Origin of the sequence: Stenotrophomonas sp. NLF4-10, assembly GCF_022359915.1 — a bacterium.
Classification (GTDB): Bacteria; Pseudomonadota; Gammaproteobacteria; order Xanthomonadales; family Xanthomonadaceae; genus Stenotrophomonas; species Stenotrophomonas daejeonensis.
In genome coordinates this window covers 2,919,464-2,931,659 of record NZ_JAKSEE010000003.1, presented here as the reverse complement: position 1 = coordinate 2,931,659, position 12,196 = coordinate 2,919,464, and the positions used below count along the sequence as shown (strand labels likewise).

Annotated in this window: 13 protein-coding genes; 4 read left to right on the top strand and 9 right to left on the bottom strand. The window is 64.1% G+C overall.

The window, feature by feature from the left end; translation table 11 throughout:
* Positions 1-3: 3 nt before the first annotated feature.
* The 6 genes from MIC98_RS13820 to MIC98_RS13795 all read right to left on the bottom strand — a co-directional run bounded on the left by MIC98_RS13820 (position 4) and on the right by MIC98_RS13795 (position 4,423).
* Positions 4-564, bottom strand: coding sequence for a DUF2857 domain-containing protein (locus tag MIC98_RS13820; protein ID WP_239737530.1), 561 nt, complete (start codon positions 562-564; stop codon positions 4-6).
* Positions 565-579: 15 nt separating this feature from the next.
* Positions 580-2,217: a ParB family protein gene (locus MIC98_RS13815; protein WP_239737529.1), complete on the bottom strand. Its 1,638-nt coding sequence runs from the start codon at positions 2,215-2,217 to the stop codon at positions 580-582.
* A complete protein-coding gene (locus MIC98_RS13810; RefSeq protein WP_239737528.1) occupies positions 2,210-2,461 on the bottom strand; it encodes a type II toxin-antitoxin system HicA family toxin in 252 nt (83 codons plus the stop codon). The genes MIC98_RS13815 and MIC98_RS13810 overlap by 8 nt, the downstream gene beginning before the upstream one ends.
* Complete coding sequence (locus tag MIC98_RS13805; RefSeq protein ID WP_239737527.1) at positions 2,445-3,320, bottom strand: ParA family protein; 876 nt, start codon at positions 3,318-3,320, stop codon at positions 2,445-2,447. Before MIC98_RS13805 ends, MIC98_RS13810 begins: the two co-directional genes overlap by 17 nt.
* Positions 3,321-3,355: 35 nt before the next feature.
* Positions 3,356-3,574 carry an AlpA family transcriptional regulator gene (locus MIC98_RS13800; protein ID WP_239737526.1) on the bottom strand — a complete coding sequence of 73 codons (219 nt, stop codon included), beginning with the start codon at positions 3,572-3,574 and terminating at the stop codon, positions 3,356-3,358.
* A 120-nt stretch (positions 3,575-3,694) separates the two neighbouring features.
* Entirely contained in the window at positions 3,695-4,423 is a 729-nt protein-coding gene (locus MIC98_RS13795; RefSeq protein ID WP_239737525.1) for a hypothetical protein, read from the bottom strand.
* Between the two features lie 780 nt (positions 4,424-5,203).
* On the opposite strand from MIC98_RS13795, the gene rimK reads away from it, so the two are divergent.
* The 4 genes from rimK to MIC98_RS13775 all read left to right on the top strand — a co-directional run bounded on the left by rimK (position 5,204) and on the right by MIC98_RS13775 (position 8,959).
* Positions 5,204-6,079 (top strand): 30S ribosomal protein S6--L-glutamate ligase, encoded by an 876-nt coding sequence (gene rimK / locus MIC98_RS13790; RefSeq protein ID WP_057639957.1) that lies wholly within the window; start codon positions 5,204-5,206, stop codon positions 6,077-6,079.
* A gap of 222 nt (positions 6,080-6,301) precedes the next feature.
* Positions 6,302-6,784, top strand: a complete 483-nt coding sequence (locus MIC98_RS13785) for a hypothetical protein (RefSeq protein WP_239737524.1) — start codon at positions 6,302-6,304, stop codon at positions 6,782-6,784.
* A 164-nt stretch (positions 6,785-6,948) separates the two neighbouring features.
* Positions 6,949-7,626 carry a response regulator transcription factor gene (locus MIC98_RS13780; RefSeq protein ID WP_057639909.1) on the top strand — a complete coding sequence of 226 codons (678 nt, stop codon included), beginning with the start codon at positions 6,949-6,951 and terminating at the stop codon, positions 7,624-7,626.
* Positions 7,619-8,959, top strand: a complete 1,341-nt coding sequence (locus tag MIC98_RS13775; protein WP_239737523.1) for a HAMP domain-containing sensor histidine kinase — start codon at positions 7,619-7,621, stop codon at positions 8,957-8,959. The genes MIC98_RS13780 and MIC98_RS13775 overlap by 8 nt, the downstream gene beginning before the upstream one ends.
* A gap of 74 nt (positions 8,960-9,033) precedes the next feature.
* Here the strand turns inward: MIC98_RS13775 and coaE are convergent, their stop codons facing one another.
* From coaE to MIC98_RS13760, 3 genes are all read right to left on the bottom strand, one after another.
* Complete coding sequence (gene coaE, locus MIC98_RS13770) at positions 9,034-9,681, bottom strand: dephospho-CoA kinase (RefSeq protein WP_239737522.1); 648 nt, start codon at positions 9,679-9,681, stop codon at positions 9,034-9,036.
* Between the two features lie 94 nt (positions 9,682-9,775).
* Positions 9,776-10,636 carry an A24 family peptidase gene (locus MIC98_RS13765; protein WP_239737521.1) on the bottom strand — a complete coding sequence of 287 codons (861 nt, stop codon included), beginning with the start codon at positions 10,634-10,636 and terminating at the stop codon, positions 9,776-9,778.
* A 7-nt stretch (positions 10,637-10,643) separates the two neighbouring features.
* Positions 10,644-11,903, bottom strand: coding sequence for a type II secretion system F family protein (locus tag MIC98_RS13760; protein ID WP_239738186.1), 1,260 nt, complete (start codon positions 11,901-11,903; stop codon positions 10,644-10,646).
* Positions 11,904-12,196 lie beyond the last annotated feature (293 nt).

Here is a 12,196-nt window from a genome sequence, read left to right as displayed (position 1 = left end):
CGCCTAACCCAATCCCTGGTCGACCCAGCTCTTGATCGCGGCCCAGACCACCGACAGCGGCAGCGACATGCCTTCCGCCAGATCCATGGTTGCGTCGAGAATCGAGGTTTCGTCCTCCAGATCGACGTTCCTGCTGCGGGTCACCGCCTTCCATTGCCGCCACAGCTCCGTGTCTTGCTTCTCGTCCAGCACGGGGTGACGCCCCTTGCGCTTGGGCAGGCCGAGGATTTCGCGCCGGAGGGCGACTTCCTGATGGGTCAGGCCGTAGAAGCGGCTCACCATTTCCGTACTGGCGCCGAGGCGCAACATGCGATCGACCGTCGCGATCTCTTTCTCCACGTCCTGCGCCTGCTTGAGCAACCGCCGGAGCACTTCGCGGTTGACCGTCACGGAGCACCAGGAGACGCTGGCGTTGGCCAGCACGCTGATCAGCGCGGGATGCTTGAGCGCATCCAATTCTTCCTCGCCGAACCCCATCAGCTTGCAGCGGCGCAATTGCCCATTGCGCAGGTCATAGAGCGCCTGGGCGATGACGGCCTGGTTGAGCGGGTGTGATGTGGGCATGCCGGCCTCCCTCGCTCACGCCCCGGAACCCACGGCCCCGGCCTCCAATTCCAGCAAGCGCCGGGCCAGCCGCAACAGCCGGAACAGCTTCACCAGCGCGGTGTCGCTCAATCGGCGGACTGCATCGCCTTGGCCGTGCAGCAGCGTCGGCAGGTCGATGACGACTTGCCCGCTGTCCAAACCGACGTCTGCTGGCTGCTGACCGGCCAGGCAGGCCAGCAGCGCGAGCACGGCGCGGCCCAGCGGAGACGGGACTGGAGTGCGGACAAGGCAAGCGAAGCCGATGCTGTCAGGGCGATCCTCAATGCACTCGGCAAGATCCGCTTCGCCCGCGATCTCGCGCGCGAACTGAGCGATGTGGATGCGCAGGCGATCGGGCGTGTCCAGGCCAGGGTCGATGTACCAGACATCGGAGATGGGATAGAGCCCGCCGGCCTGTACCGGGATGGACTGCAATACGTTGGCAGAGAAATCGGGAGGCAGCGCATCGCCCAACTGATCGGCAACCATGCGCTGGATGGACTGCAGTCGCTCGGTCGTCGGCGCTGGCGAGACGATGTGCTCCTGAAGCCGATCGCCAGCCACGGTCACGGGGCCTCCTGCGGACGGATTGCCTGGGACCGAATCGTCCTCGCGCTCACGCGCCGGGGGCGCGGGTGCCGGCGTGGTGGTGGATGGCGTTGGTGGGACTGGCGGGCGGGCGACGGTTCCGGGCTCAGGCAGTACGGGCGGTGCCGATGGCGGCGTCGGGTCGCTGGCCAGGGCGCGGTGGCGGCTCTCGGATTCGGTGAGATCCAGCGCCAGCACATCGTAGTCGATGCCCAACAGTTCGGACATCTGGCCGATCAATTCATCCTGCACCCGCTGCGATGAAAACTCGTCTCCTTGGGCGTCGAACTGCGACAGCACTTCCTGGAAGAAATCGTCGAAGTCCTGTGCCAAGGAGGGGCCTTTTGCGTAGCGCTCCCATGTGAGCATGCACGCCTTGCGCATGACCGACAGGCGTTCGACCTGGTGGCGACCGAGCCCGCCATAGAGCACGGTTGGAATCGCGGGCAGCAGGTAGCGCACCGCATCGGCCATACGGCTGATGTGCGACTGCTGCACCGGATAGCCGTCGGCCCCCAGGCGGCGGGCCAGCTCGGACTGGCTCAGGGTAGCTCCGCTCTCCAGCTCGTAGAACTCCCGCGCCTTCTCGACGCCGAGGGCGCGCTCGATGAAGGTCAGACCGCCACGCAGTTCGTTCTCGGCGAGATGCCCGGTCAGCGCGACGATCTCTCCGCGCGCGGGCCACGGGCGGAACAGGCACGATATGCGGAAGTACCGTTCATCCTTGGTCTCCGACCAGAGTTCACGCAGGATCGCCAGCCGCGTGTTGCCGCCGTTGCGGATAATGTAGTGACCTTCACCGGGGCGCCGGGTAATGGCCGGCGCCGCGTCCAGGCCGCGCCCGCGGATGGAGGCCTTGATTTCCTCGTAGGCCGGATTGCGCTTCTTGCGCGGGTCGTGGTCGTAGGGTCGCAACTGGTCCAGTGTCACGACCATGGGCGTGTCGGCGATCGGGTCGCTCAAGGTCGAGGCCGACGGGCTGCTGCGCTCGAATCCGGCAGCAAGCAGCTTGCTGGCCATGTCCTGGGAAGTCATCTCAGCCATGGCCGCCCCTGTGGGCGCTGGACACCTGCGCCTTGCGTTCGGCGCGGCGGATCTGCGCACGCGCGTTGAGAGCCGCCCGATGGTCGCTGGCCGTCGAGCTGGTGTAGATCGCGGCGCAACCCGGTTTGGTGAACTTGAGGTGTCCGCCCGGTGTGCGCTTGACGTGCCAGCCTTCGCCCACGGCGAACTCGATCAGGGCACGCAGCCGCTTGTGGCCGCGGGCCAAGTCATGTGCGTTCGCCATGGGGCCTCCCGGCAACAAGAGGACGCGGCGGGCGACCGGACACCCTGGCGAATCTGTCCTGCCACTGCGGGAACAATTCGTCGGCAAGGCCACGCATGGTGTCGAGCGCGGCGGGCGCGACTCTGCCCGGTGGCTGGCGGTACTCGACCCGATGCACCGGCAGGCCGTGCGTCGCGGCGCGCGGGTAGGCTTCGATGGCAGGCACGTCGGTGGCCAGCACGCGGATGCCCGCGTGATCCTGGAACAGGTCGCGCAGCGCCTGCTGGATCAGCCGCGCGTTGGCGGACACGGGATGGACGCGGTTGATGAGCAGGCGCAGCGGCGGCGGTTCGATCCCGAGGTGCCGGTACGGCGCGATGTCCTCCAGCAACTGCATGGTGCCGCGCCGCAGCTCGCGGGCCGCGAGGATTTCCGGGGTCACGGGCGATAGCGCGAGGCCGGAGGCGAGCACCGCCATCTCCAGCAGCGCGCTGCGTGCGCCTTGCGTGTCGAGCAACACCAGGTCGTAACTCGCCTGGAATGCAGGAAGCAGATGCCGCAGGCGTAAGCGTCCATCGGGTGCGTGCAGCAGCAGCGTGTTCAACTGCCCCTTGTCGTCGTTGGAGAGCACCACGTCGAGCCCGTCGATGCAGGTACGGGAGACCAGCTGTTCCAGGTTCTGTTCGTTGAACGCGAGCAGTTCGTAGATCCCGCTGGCCGCGCGATGCGCGAGCGGGTAGTAGCTCGATAGCGTGGGTTGCACATCCAGGTCGATCAGCAGGACGCGCAGGCCCGCGTCTGCGGCGAACCCGCCGAGGTTCGCCGCGGTCGTGGTCTTGCCTACACCACCTTTGGTGGAAATTATGGAGATGACCAACATCGTCTGGCTCCTCGTCGTGTGGATGAAGGACGGGGCTAGACGCGCTGGTTGCGGCGTTCGGCGATCCACTGCTCGACTTCGAGCGAGTCCCAGCCGACCGCGCGAATCCCGAGACGGATGGCCTGCGGGAACTTGCCAGATCGCATCAAAGAGTAGATGTGCGCGCGCTTGAAGCCGGTCTTGGCTTCGACTTCATCGCGGCGCAGGATGCGGTGCTCGACCGCAGGGAGCGGAAGGGGGTTTTCCTCCGACATGGGAGTCACTCCTTAGCGCTCAGGAGCGCTTGTTAGGGTGACTCGTATTGAATAGACCTTGGCGGAAATGGACACCGCAAATGCGGTTTCCGTGACCGCAGATACGGGGTTGCATTTCTATCAGTTGTCCGCTCGCAGCTTCCTGCGCGCCTGGGCGAACTTGGTCTGCAGTGTCCGTTCGGTGATGCCCATCAGGCTCCCGTGATGTGCAATCAGCGCGCTGATCACAGCCTCCTGGCTCGTGAAGCGAGAGTACGGGGCGCCAGATGGAGTGCGTCCGAGCATCACGTCGAGCATCGCGCCGATGACGTGCAGGTAAGTGGACTCGGCCCGGTCGCTGAGCGGGCAAAGCGTGCAGGCCGCGATGGGAGCGTCCTGCTTCTTCTGCTGTTCCTGTAGCGCCTGCAACTGGTGGCGACACAGATCCAGTTGAGATTTCAACGCTTCGCGCTCCACCAGAAGAGCTTGGCCGGCCTCGACGGTGATGACCGGGTGGGCGATTCGCTCGGCACGCGAGAAAAGGAAGGCGGGTCGTTGATCGGGATAGGTGTGAAGTATCCAGCGCTTGAGGTCGACATGACGGATGGTGAGATCGGGCGAATCCCAAAGAGATTCGTCGCTCATCGTGATGCCACTTCGGCCGTACGGCAGTTCGCCATGAAAGATCGCGTCATAGATGCGATCGGTGTATAGGCGCAGCTCGCTGCAGCGAGGGCAATCCAGTGTCGCTGGCAGCTTGCGTGATCGTACGTTTGCCAGGATCTCCTCTCTGAACCGAAACAGCCCTGCCCATCGGATAGCGGCTTCGATGGGCCGGTAGTACACGGCTGAAAACGAACTCCTTTGCATGTCGCTCCTCCTTGCCGGTGCTAACCCGCTAACCCATCGAAGACTCCTCTGCGCCCAGTCGTGGGCTTGGGCGCTACTAACTTGAACCTGTGTCGCGGAGCACGGACCGCGGCACCGGAAGATGTTCAACTACCTGCCGAGAGGCGTTATGAATCGGCCCTTCTAGGCGTAGCATGTGAACTGCTGGCGGCCGCGCCAGCGAAGGGGGGCTAGGCGTAGATGTCGGCGCCGACCGTCAAAGAAGAAGACAGGCCGCCAGTCACACTACTGTCATGCACGCGAGGGTCATGTCGGCAGTGAGCCTTGGCAAGACCCGTTGCGCATGTGCTGTTCTCTTGTCGGTCTATCGGGTTCCGCTACGCGATCCCGTTGTCTTGAGCGGTAGCTGGGAACCGATGTAAATTTAGGTGAGCAGACTTTTCCGGTCTGCTGATAGATCGAATGGGAATTGCACCGAGGGTAGATGTGGAACAAGTAGCGCCTCTCTGCGGCGCTTCTGCGAGGGGCTTCGGTGCATGAAGCCGGCGCTCATCGGCAGGTGTTGCCGGAGCCGTGTCGAACTGGCTGTCGGTGGCCGTGGTTGGCCCGCACTGGAACGTCAACCTTGTCCGGTTTTCGGCAGGTGGTTTACACTAGTCCACTCGGTAGTCCACCCTACGCGCGGGGACTTGTAAAATCGTTCTAACTCAACCGCTTAGGTGTTAGATTCGATTCCCTTCACCCGCTCCAGATACGCAACCGCTGCGTATGCTGCCGCGCTTCCTGCCCGGCACGCCTGCGATGAAGCTCGCAATCCTCTCCCGCAACAGCAAGCTCTATTCCACCCGCCGCCTGATCGAGGCGGCGCGCGCGCGTGGGCACGTGGTGCGCGTGCTCGACCCGCTGCGCTGCTACATGCGCATCGCGCCGGACGGCTTCGCCATGCACTACAAGGGCAGGCCGCTGACCGGGGTGGACGCGGTGATCCCGCGCATCGGCGCCTCCATCACCCGCTACGGCACCGCGGTGCTGCGTCAGTTCGAAATGATGGGCGCACGCACGCCCAACCCTTCCGATGCGATCCTGCGCGCGCGCGACAAGCTGCGCGCGCACCAGGTGCTAGCGGCCAAGGGCATCGACATGCCGGTGACCGTGTTCGGCGACAATCCCGACGACACCGACGACCTGCTGTCCATGCTCGGTCCTCCGCCGCACGTGGTGAAGCTCAGCGAAGGCACCCAGGGCAGGGGCGTGATCCTGACCGAAAAGCTCAGTGCATCGCGCGGCACGGTGGAGGCGCTGCGTGGCCTGTACGCCAATTTCCTCGTGCAGGAATTCATCGCCGAAGCGCAGGGTGCCGACCTGCGCTGCCTGGTGGTGGGCGACCAGGTGGTGGCGACCATGCGCCGGCAGGCGCCGGAAGGGGACTTCCGCTCCAACCTGCACGCCGGCGGCAGCGCCGAGCCGGTGGTATGCAGCAGGGCCGAGCAGCAGGTGGCGGTGCGCTCGGCCAAGGCTCTGGGGCTGGGCATCGCCGGCGTGGACATGATCCGCTCGGCGCGCGGCCCGCTGGTGCTGGAAGTGAATTCGACGCCCGGGCTGGAGGGTATCGAGGCCGTTTCCGGCGGCGACGTCGCCGGGCGGATGATCGACTACGTCGCAGGCCTGAGGCGCTGAGGCCGGACTTGCGCTTTACTCCCATCTTTTTAACGACACTTTAATTCCGCGGCGCATAGGCTGGACGCACTGTACCCTCGCTCTCCTCGGCGGGTCCGGTGATCGGGAATCTTCAGGCCCCGGCGGGACCCGCCGGGGCCTCGTTTTGTCACTTGTTGCGGTAAAACCGGGCCGTTAAAGTCGGCAGCTTGTCCTAATCAATGGCAATCAAGGAAATTGGAGATGAAGGAAATGCATCGCGCGCTGTTTGTTGTTGCATTTTTGGCAACGCCGGCGATATCGGTGATGGCTGCGCCCGCGACGAAGCACAAGCCATTGCAGGAAGGCGCTCCCTACACCGAGCAGCGACAGCACATCGTCGATGATCTTCAAAAAGGCGATGTCTACAGCGAAATCAAGGCAGAGGACCAAGCCCGCGTACTTGCCGCATTGGCGCGCATCGACGCAAAACTCATCAATGGCGAGCGGGCCAATTTGTCCGAAGCAGACAAGGTGGCGGTGTTCAACGACCAGGAATTGGTGAATACCGTGCTCACCCAGGCACGAGAGGACAGCCGCTTGATCTGCAAGCGCGAACGAGTGGTGGGCAGCAACATGCCGCAGCGCGTCTGCATCACGGTGGCAGAGCGCAGGCGGGCGCGGGAAAACAGTACCGATGCGCTGCGGAGCTTGCAGACATTGCCATCGAAGGCGAATACGCCCTGATGTTGCGGTTGGGTTCACGCGCAGGTGTGACGAGGTGCAGTAGAAAACCACAAGGCGCAAAGTGAACTTTGCGCCTTGATACCCGTCAGAGTACGCGGCAGCGATGCGCCGGCATCGCCTGCCCGACGCATACGATTCCCCCGGCAAGGACAACAGAGGCCAACGTGCGCATTCTCGTAATCGAAGACAACAGCGATATCGCGGCCAACCTGGGCGACTACCTCGAAGACCGCGGGCATACGGTGGACTTCGCCGCAGACGGCGTGACCGGCCTGCACCTGGCCGTGGTGCATGATTTCGACGCCATCGTGCTCGACCTCAACCTGCCCGGCATGGACGGCATCGAGGTCTGCCGCAAGCTGCGCAACGATGCGCGCAAGCAGACGCCGGTACTGATGCTGACCGCACGCGATTCGCTGGAAAACAAGCTGGCCGGCTTCGACTCCGGCGCCGACGACTACCTGATCAAGCCCTTTGCCCTGCAGGAAGTGGAGGTGCGGCTCAATGCGCTGTCGCGGCGCGGCAAGGGCGGCCACACCCGCGTGCTGGAAACCGGCGACCTGGAATACAACCTGGACACGTTGGAAGTACGCCGCCAGGGCAAGCTGCTGCAACTCAACCCCACCGCGTTGAAGATCCTGCAGGCGCTGATGGAAGCCTCGCCGGCGGTGGTCACCCGGCAGGAGCTGGAAACCCGCGTCTGGGGCGAAGAGCTGCCCGACTCGGATTCCCTGCGCGTGCACATCCACGGCCTGCGCGCGGTGGTGGACAAGCCGTTCAACGCACCGATGATCCAGACCCGCCACGGCATCGGCTACCGGATCGCCGCACCCGATGCCTGAACGTGTGTCGCCTGTGGTTGTCCGCAAGCAAGGGCGCTACCGCCGCCGCCTGCGTAGCCGCATCATCGTCTCGTTCGTGTTGCTGGGCTTCTGCCTGACGACGCTGTTTGCGTTCGCCACCAACTGGGCACGCATGCGTGTGGAAAACCAGTTGGTCGAGGATGTGATGAATCGCAACCTGGACGAATCGTGGCGGCGCTTCGCACAAAGTGACGGGCAGGTCGCTCCGGGCGCACCGATCGAGCAGGTCAAGGGGTATTACTATCTGCCGGACAAGTTCGAGAGCCTGCGGATCAACAAGCCGGAGTGGTACGCGATGCCGGACGGTATTCATACCGTTACCGACATTGGCGAGGACGGCAAGCCGTTTACCTTCAAACTGGGCGTCAGGAAGACTCCCCAAGTGTGGTTCTTTATCGCCTATGACATGAGTCAGGCGATGCGGGGTGAAGAACAGCTCAAGCGCGCGCTGTTCCTGTCGGTGATCGTATTCAGCCTGTTGTCGTGGGTGCTGGGCTGGTGGTCGGCCTCACGGGTGATGCGTCCGGTGTCAGATTTGGCTGCACGTCTGCGTGCATATCGTGGCGGTACGACGCACCCTGAACCTTTGGCACCGCGTTTCCCCGACGACGAAGTCGGCCAGTTGGCCGAAGCACTCGATGACTACTCGGCACGCCTGACCGAAGTGGTGCAGCGCGACCGCGAGTTCAATGCCGACGTCAGCCACGAACTGCGCACGCCGCTGGCGGTGATCCGTGGTGCCACCGAACTGTTGCTGGCCCGCCCCGGGCTGGACGACAAGATGCAGCAACGCCTGCAGCGCATCCAGAGAGCAGAGCAGCAATGCAGCGACCTGATCGGCTCGTTGCTGCTGCTTTCGCGCAACGAGCGCGGGCAGGGCAGCAGCAACGTGGCGAAGGTGGCCGAGCAACTGCTGGAGGCCCACCGTGCACAGCTTGGCGGCAAGCCACTGGAGCTGATGCTGGAAGGCGGTCGCGAACTGGTCGTGGACGCGCCGGAGGCGGCATTGTCGGTGGCGCTCGGCAACCTGATCGGCAATGCGGTCAAGTACACGCAGGAAGGGCAGGTGCGGGTACGCGTGCTCGACAATGCGGTGGAAGTGGTCGATACGGGCCCCGGCCTGAGCGAGAAGGATGCGGCCAGCCTGTTCCAGCGCGGTTACCGTGGCACCCATGCAGGGCATTCGCAGGGGGGCGGCATCGGCCTGTCCATCGTCAGCAGGCTGTGCACGCTATACGGCTGGCAGGTCGGTATCCACCCGGGCGAGGAGTGCGGCGTGGTGGCGACGCTGACATTTGCCCCGGCCGTTTGACCCCGTCTTTCGTAGAGCGGGCCTTGGCCCGCTGCATTGGGCGGTGTGCATGGCGTGGGGGGCAAGCCCCCCACCTACGGCTTCGTGTGGAGGGGGCCCGGGTCCGCGGCCTCGTCCGCAGCCAATAGCCGGTATAGACGATCCAACGCCTCCACCTGCGGCTGCAACTGCTCCGGATGCCCGTCGTTGACGATCACATCATCGGCCAGCGCCAGCCGCTGCTCGCGGCTGGCCTGCGCCTCGATCATCCGAATGGCCAAGGTTTCCTCAATGCTGTCGCGGCGCAGCAGCCGGGCATGCTGTACCGCCTGCGGGGCATCGATCACCAGCACTCGTCGCAGCCATGGGTAGGCTGCGCGGCCACCGGCTTCCGTCAGCAATGGAATTGCGGCGATGGCATAGGGGCTGCTCGCAGATTCGCAGGCATCCCTCACCCATGCGCGGATGGCGGGATGGGTGATGGCCTCCAGCGCCTTGCGCTCCTGCGCATCCGCGAATACGTGCTCGCGCAGCCGTGCGCGATGGAGCGTGCCATCGGCCTGCAGCATGTCCGCACCGAAACGCTCGGCAATCTGCTTCAGCGCGGGGCTGCCGGGGGCAACCACTTCGCGTGCGGCCACGTCCGCATCGGCCACGACGATGCCCAGCGCCTCGAAGCGTCGGGTGACTTCACTTTTGCCCGAGGCAATGCCTCCGGTGAGGCCGATGATGAAGGTGCTCATGCCGAATACCATGGATGCCGGCGTAGATGCGGGGCTTGCCCCGCATTGGGGCTTTCCCGGTAATGCCACGTGCGGGGCAAGCCCCGCACCTGCGTCAGAAGCCTGCCAGTTGCCTGTAGCCGGCAATCATCTGGTCACCCCACATGAACACCAGCCAGCCGGCGATGGCGAGATAGGGGCCGAACGGGATTGGCGTGGCGCGGTCGCGGCCACGCGAATACAGCCAGATCGAGCCGATGATGGCGCCCACCAGCGAGGACAGCAGGATGATCGGCAGGATGCCTTTCAACCCGCACCACGCGCCCAGCGCGGCCAGCAGCTTGAAGTCGCCGTGGCCCATGCCTTCCTTGCCGGTGATCTGCTTGAACAGCCACCACACCGTCCACAGCGACAGGTAACCCACCGCCGCGCCCAGCAATGCCGGCTTGGCCGGCATGTAGAGGTTGTCCATGCTGCCGACCAGCCCCAGCCACATCAGCGGCAGGGTCAACTGGTCGGGCAACAACTGCGTGCGCAGGTCGATGCCGGACAGGGCGATCAGGAAGCAGGTCAGCACGATGGCACCGAAGCCCTGCCAGCCAAAGCCGAACTGCCATACGCAGGCCAGCACCATCAACGAGGTCAGCAGTTCCACCAGCGGGTACTGGATGGAGATGGGCGCCTGGCAATGGCGGCACTTGCCACGCTGGAGCAGCCAGCTGAACAGCGGGATGTTCTCGTACCAGCCCAGCTTGTGCTTGCAGTGGGGGCAATGCGACGGCTCCACCACGATGCCCGGCGGCGGCGGCTCGTAGAGGTCCGGCTCTTCCAGGATCTCGCGCGCGTCGCGCTTCCACTGCCACTCCATGCGCCGGGGCAGGCGCAGGATCACCACGTTGAGGAAGCTGCCGACCAGCAGCCCCAGCCCGGCAGCAAGGGGGTAGCCCAGGCCGGGGTTCTGGTCGAGAAATGCCATGTATCAGTTATCCGACAACGGAGGCGAGCTTGAAGATGGGCAGGTACATGCCGACGACCATGCCGCCGACGACCACGCCGATGAACACCATGATCATCGGCTCGATCAGGCTGCTCAGTGCGTCCACCGCATTGTTCACTTCCTGCTCGAAGTATTCGGCCACCTTGAACAGCATGGTGTCCAACGCACCGGCTTCCTCGCCGATGGCGGTCATCTGGATGACCATGTGCGGGAAAACGTTCACCTGCTTCATCGCCATGTTCATGGGGTAACCCACCGACACGTCGTCGCGCATGTGCAGCACGGCTTCTTCATAGACCTTGTTGCCGGTGGCGCCGGATACGATGCCCAGGGCCTCCACCAGCGGTACGCCGGCACGGAAGGTCACCGCCGTGGTGCGCGAGAAACGGGCGATGGCGCTGTTGTGCATGATCTGGCCGATCACCGGCACCCTCAGGATCAGGCGGTCCATGCCGTGCTGCATCCTGGGCGAGCGCTTGTAGGCAAAAATGAAGGCCGTGATCGAGCCCACGACGATCAGCAGGATCAGCCACCACCAGCCCACCATGAAGCGCGAAGCGGCCACGATCATCTTCGTGAACACCGGCAGGTCGGCACCGAAGCTGCTGAATACTTCTTCGAACTGGGGCACCACGAACACCAACAAGATGGCACTGACCAGCAGTGCTACCGCAATGGTCATGGTCGGGTAGAACAGGGCTTTCTTGATCTTGCCTTTCAACGACTCCAGGTTTTCCTGGTAGTTGGCAATGGTCTCCAGCACTGTTTCCAGCACACCGGCACCTTCACCAGCCCTCACCAGGTTGCGGTACAGCTCGTCGAACTGCACAGGATGCTTGCTGATGGCTTCGTTCAGCGAAGAGCCGCCTTCCAGATCGGCGCGTATCTGCCCGATCATCTTGGCCATGCGCGGGTTCTTGTGGCCGCTGCCGATGATCTCCAGCGCGGTCACGATGGGCACACCGGACTTCATCATCGTCGCCATCTGGCGGCTGAAGAAGGCGATGTCCTTGGGCTTGATGGGCTTGCCCGACGCGCCGAACAACGGCTTGGGTTTGGGCTTGACCACCGTGGGGGTGATGCCCTGCTTGCGCAGTTCCGCACGCAGCAGGTTGGCATTGCGGGCGTCCTGCTCGCCCTTCATCTTTGCACCGCGCTTGTCGGTGCCTTCCCAGACAAACGGCTGCATTTGGCTGGTGCTGCGGGACACCGGCTCTTTTTTCATTGCGCTACGGGTAACGGACATCGATCTTCTCCCCAGCCGGCCACTCCCCGGGCCGGACGATTCCCGCATGTTAGCTGGTCCGCTCGTATCCGGCACCCTGCCGATTGGCAAGCGTGCAGGGCGTCACGTTCAGACTCTTGCATGCAGGGTGACTTGGTCGCTGGACTTGGGTGGATGCCAGCTTGTTCGACCGACAGCCGGTTGAAATTCGCCCTTGGTCAAGACAGGTCTGTCGTCGGGGACGGCGGGTGTCGCAAGGTGACGCAATGCGTCACCTTGGTGGATTCGTCCCAGAATTGGCACAAGGGGCTTTT

Coding starts and splice junctions, on each gene's coding strand:
- MIC98_RS13820 (WP_239737530.1), bottom strand. CDS start 564: ATGCCCACATCACACCCGCTCAACCAGGCCGTCATCGCCCAGGCGCTC.
- MIC98_RS13815 (WP_239737529.1), bottom strand. CDS start 2,217: ATGGCTGAGATGACTTCCCAGGACATGGCCAGCAAGCTGCTTGCTGCC.
- MIC98_RS13810 (WP_239737528.1), bottom strand. CDS start 2,461: ATGGCGAACGCACATGACTTGGCCCGCGGCCACAAGCGGCTGCGTGCC.
- MIC98_RS13805 (WP_239737527.1), bottom strand. CDS start 3,320: ATGTTGGTCATCTCCATAATTTCCACCAAAGGTGGTGTAGGCAAGACC.
- MIC98_RS13800 (WP_239737526.1), bottom strand. CDS start 3,574: ATGTCGGAGGAAAACCCCCTTCCGCTCCCTGCGGTCGAGCACCGCATC.
- MIC98_RS13795 (WP_239737525.1), bottom strand. CDS start 4,423: ATGCAAAGGAGTTCGTTTTCAGCCGTGTACTACCGGCCCATCGAAGCC.
- rimK (WP_057639957.1), top strand. CDS start 5,204: ATGAAGCTCGCAATCCTCTCCCGCAACAGCAAGCTCTATTCCACCCGC.
- MIC98_RS13785 (WP_239737524.1), top strand. CDS start 6,302: ATGAAGGAAATGCATCGCGCGCTGTTTGTTGTTGCATTTTTGGCAACG.
- MIC98_RS13775 (WP_239737523.1), top strand. CDS start 7,619: ATGCCTGAACGTGTGTCGCCTGTGGTTGTCCGCAAGCAAGGGCGCTAC.
- coaE (WP_239737522.1), bottom strand. CDS start 9,681: ATGAGCACCTTCATCATCGGCCTCACCGGAGGCATTGCCTCGGGCAAA.
- MIC98_RS13765 (WP_239737521.1), bottom strand. CDS start 10,636: ATGGCATTTCTCGACCAGAACCCCGGCCTGGGCTACCCCCTTGCTGCC.
- MIC98_RS13760 (WP_239738186.1), bottom strand. CDS start 11,903: ATGTCCGTTACCCGTAGCGCAATGAAAAAAGAGCCGGTGTCCCGCAGC.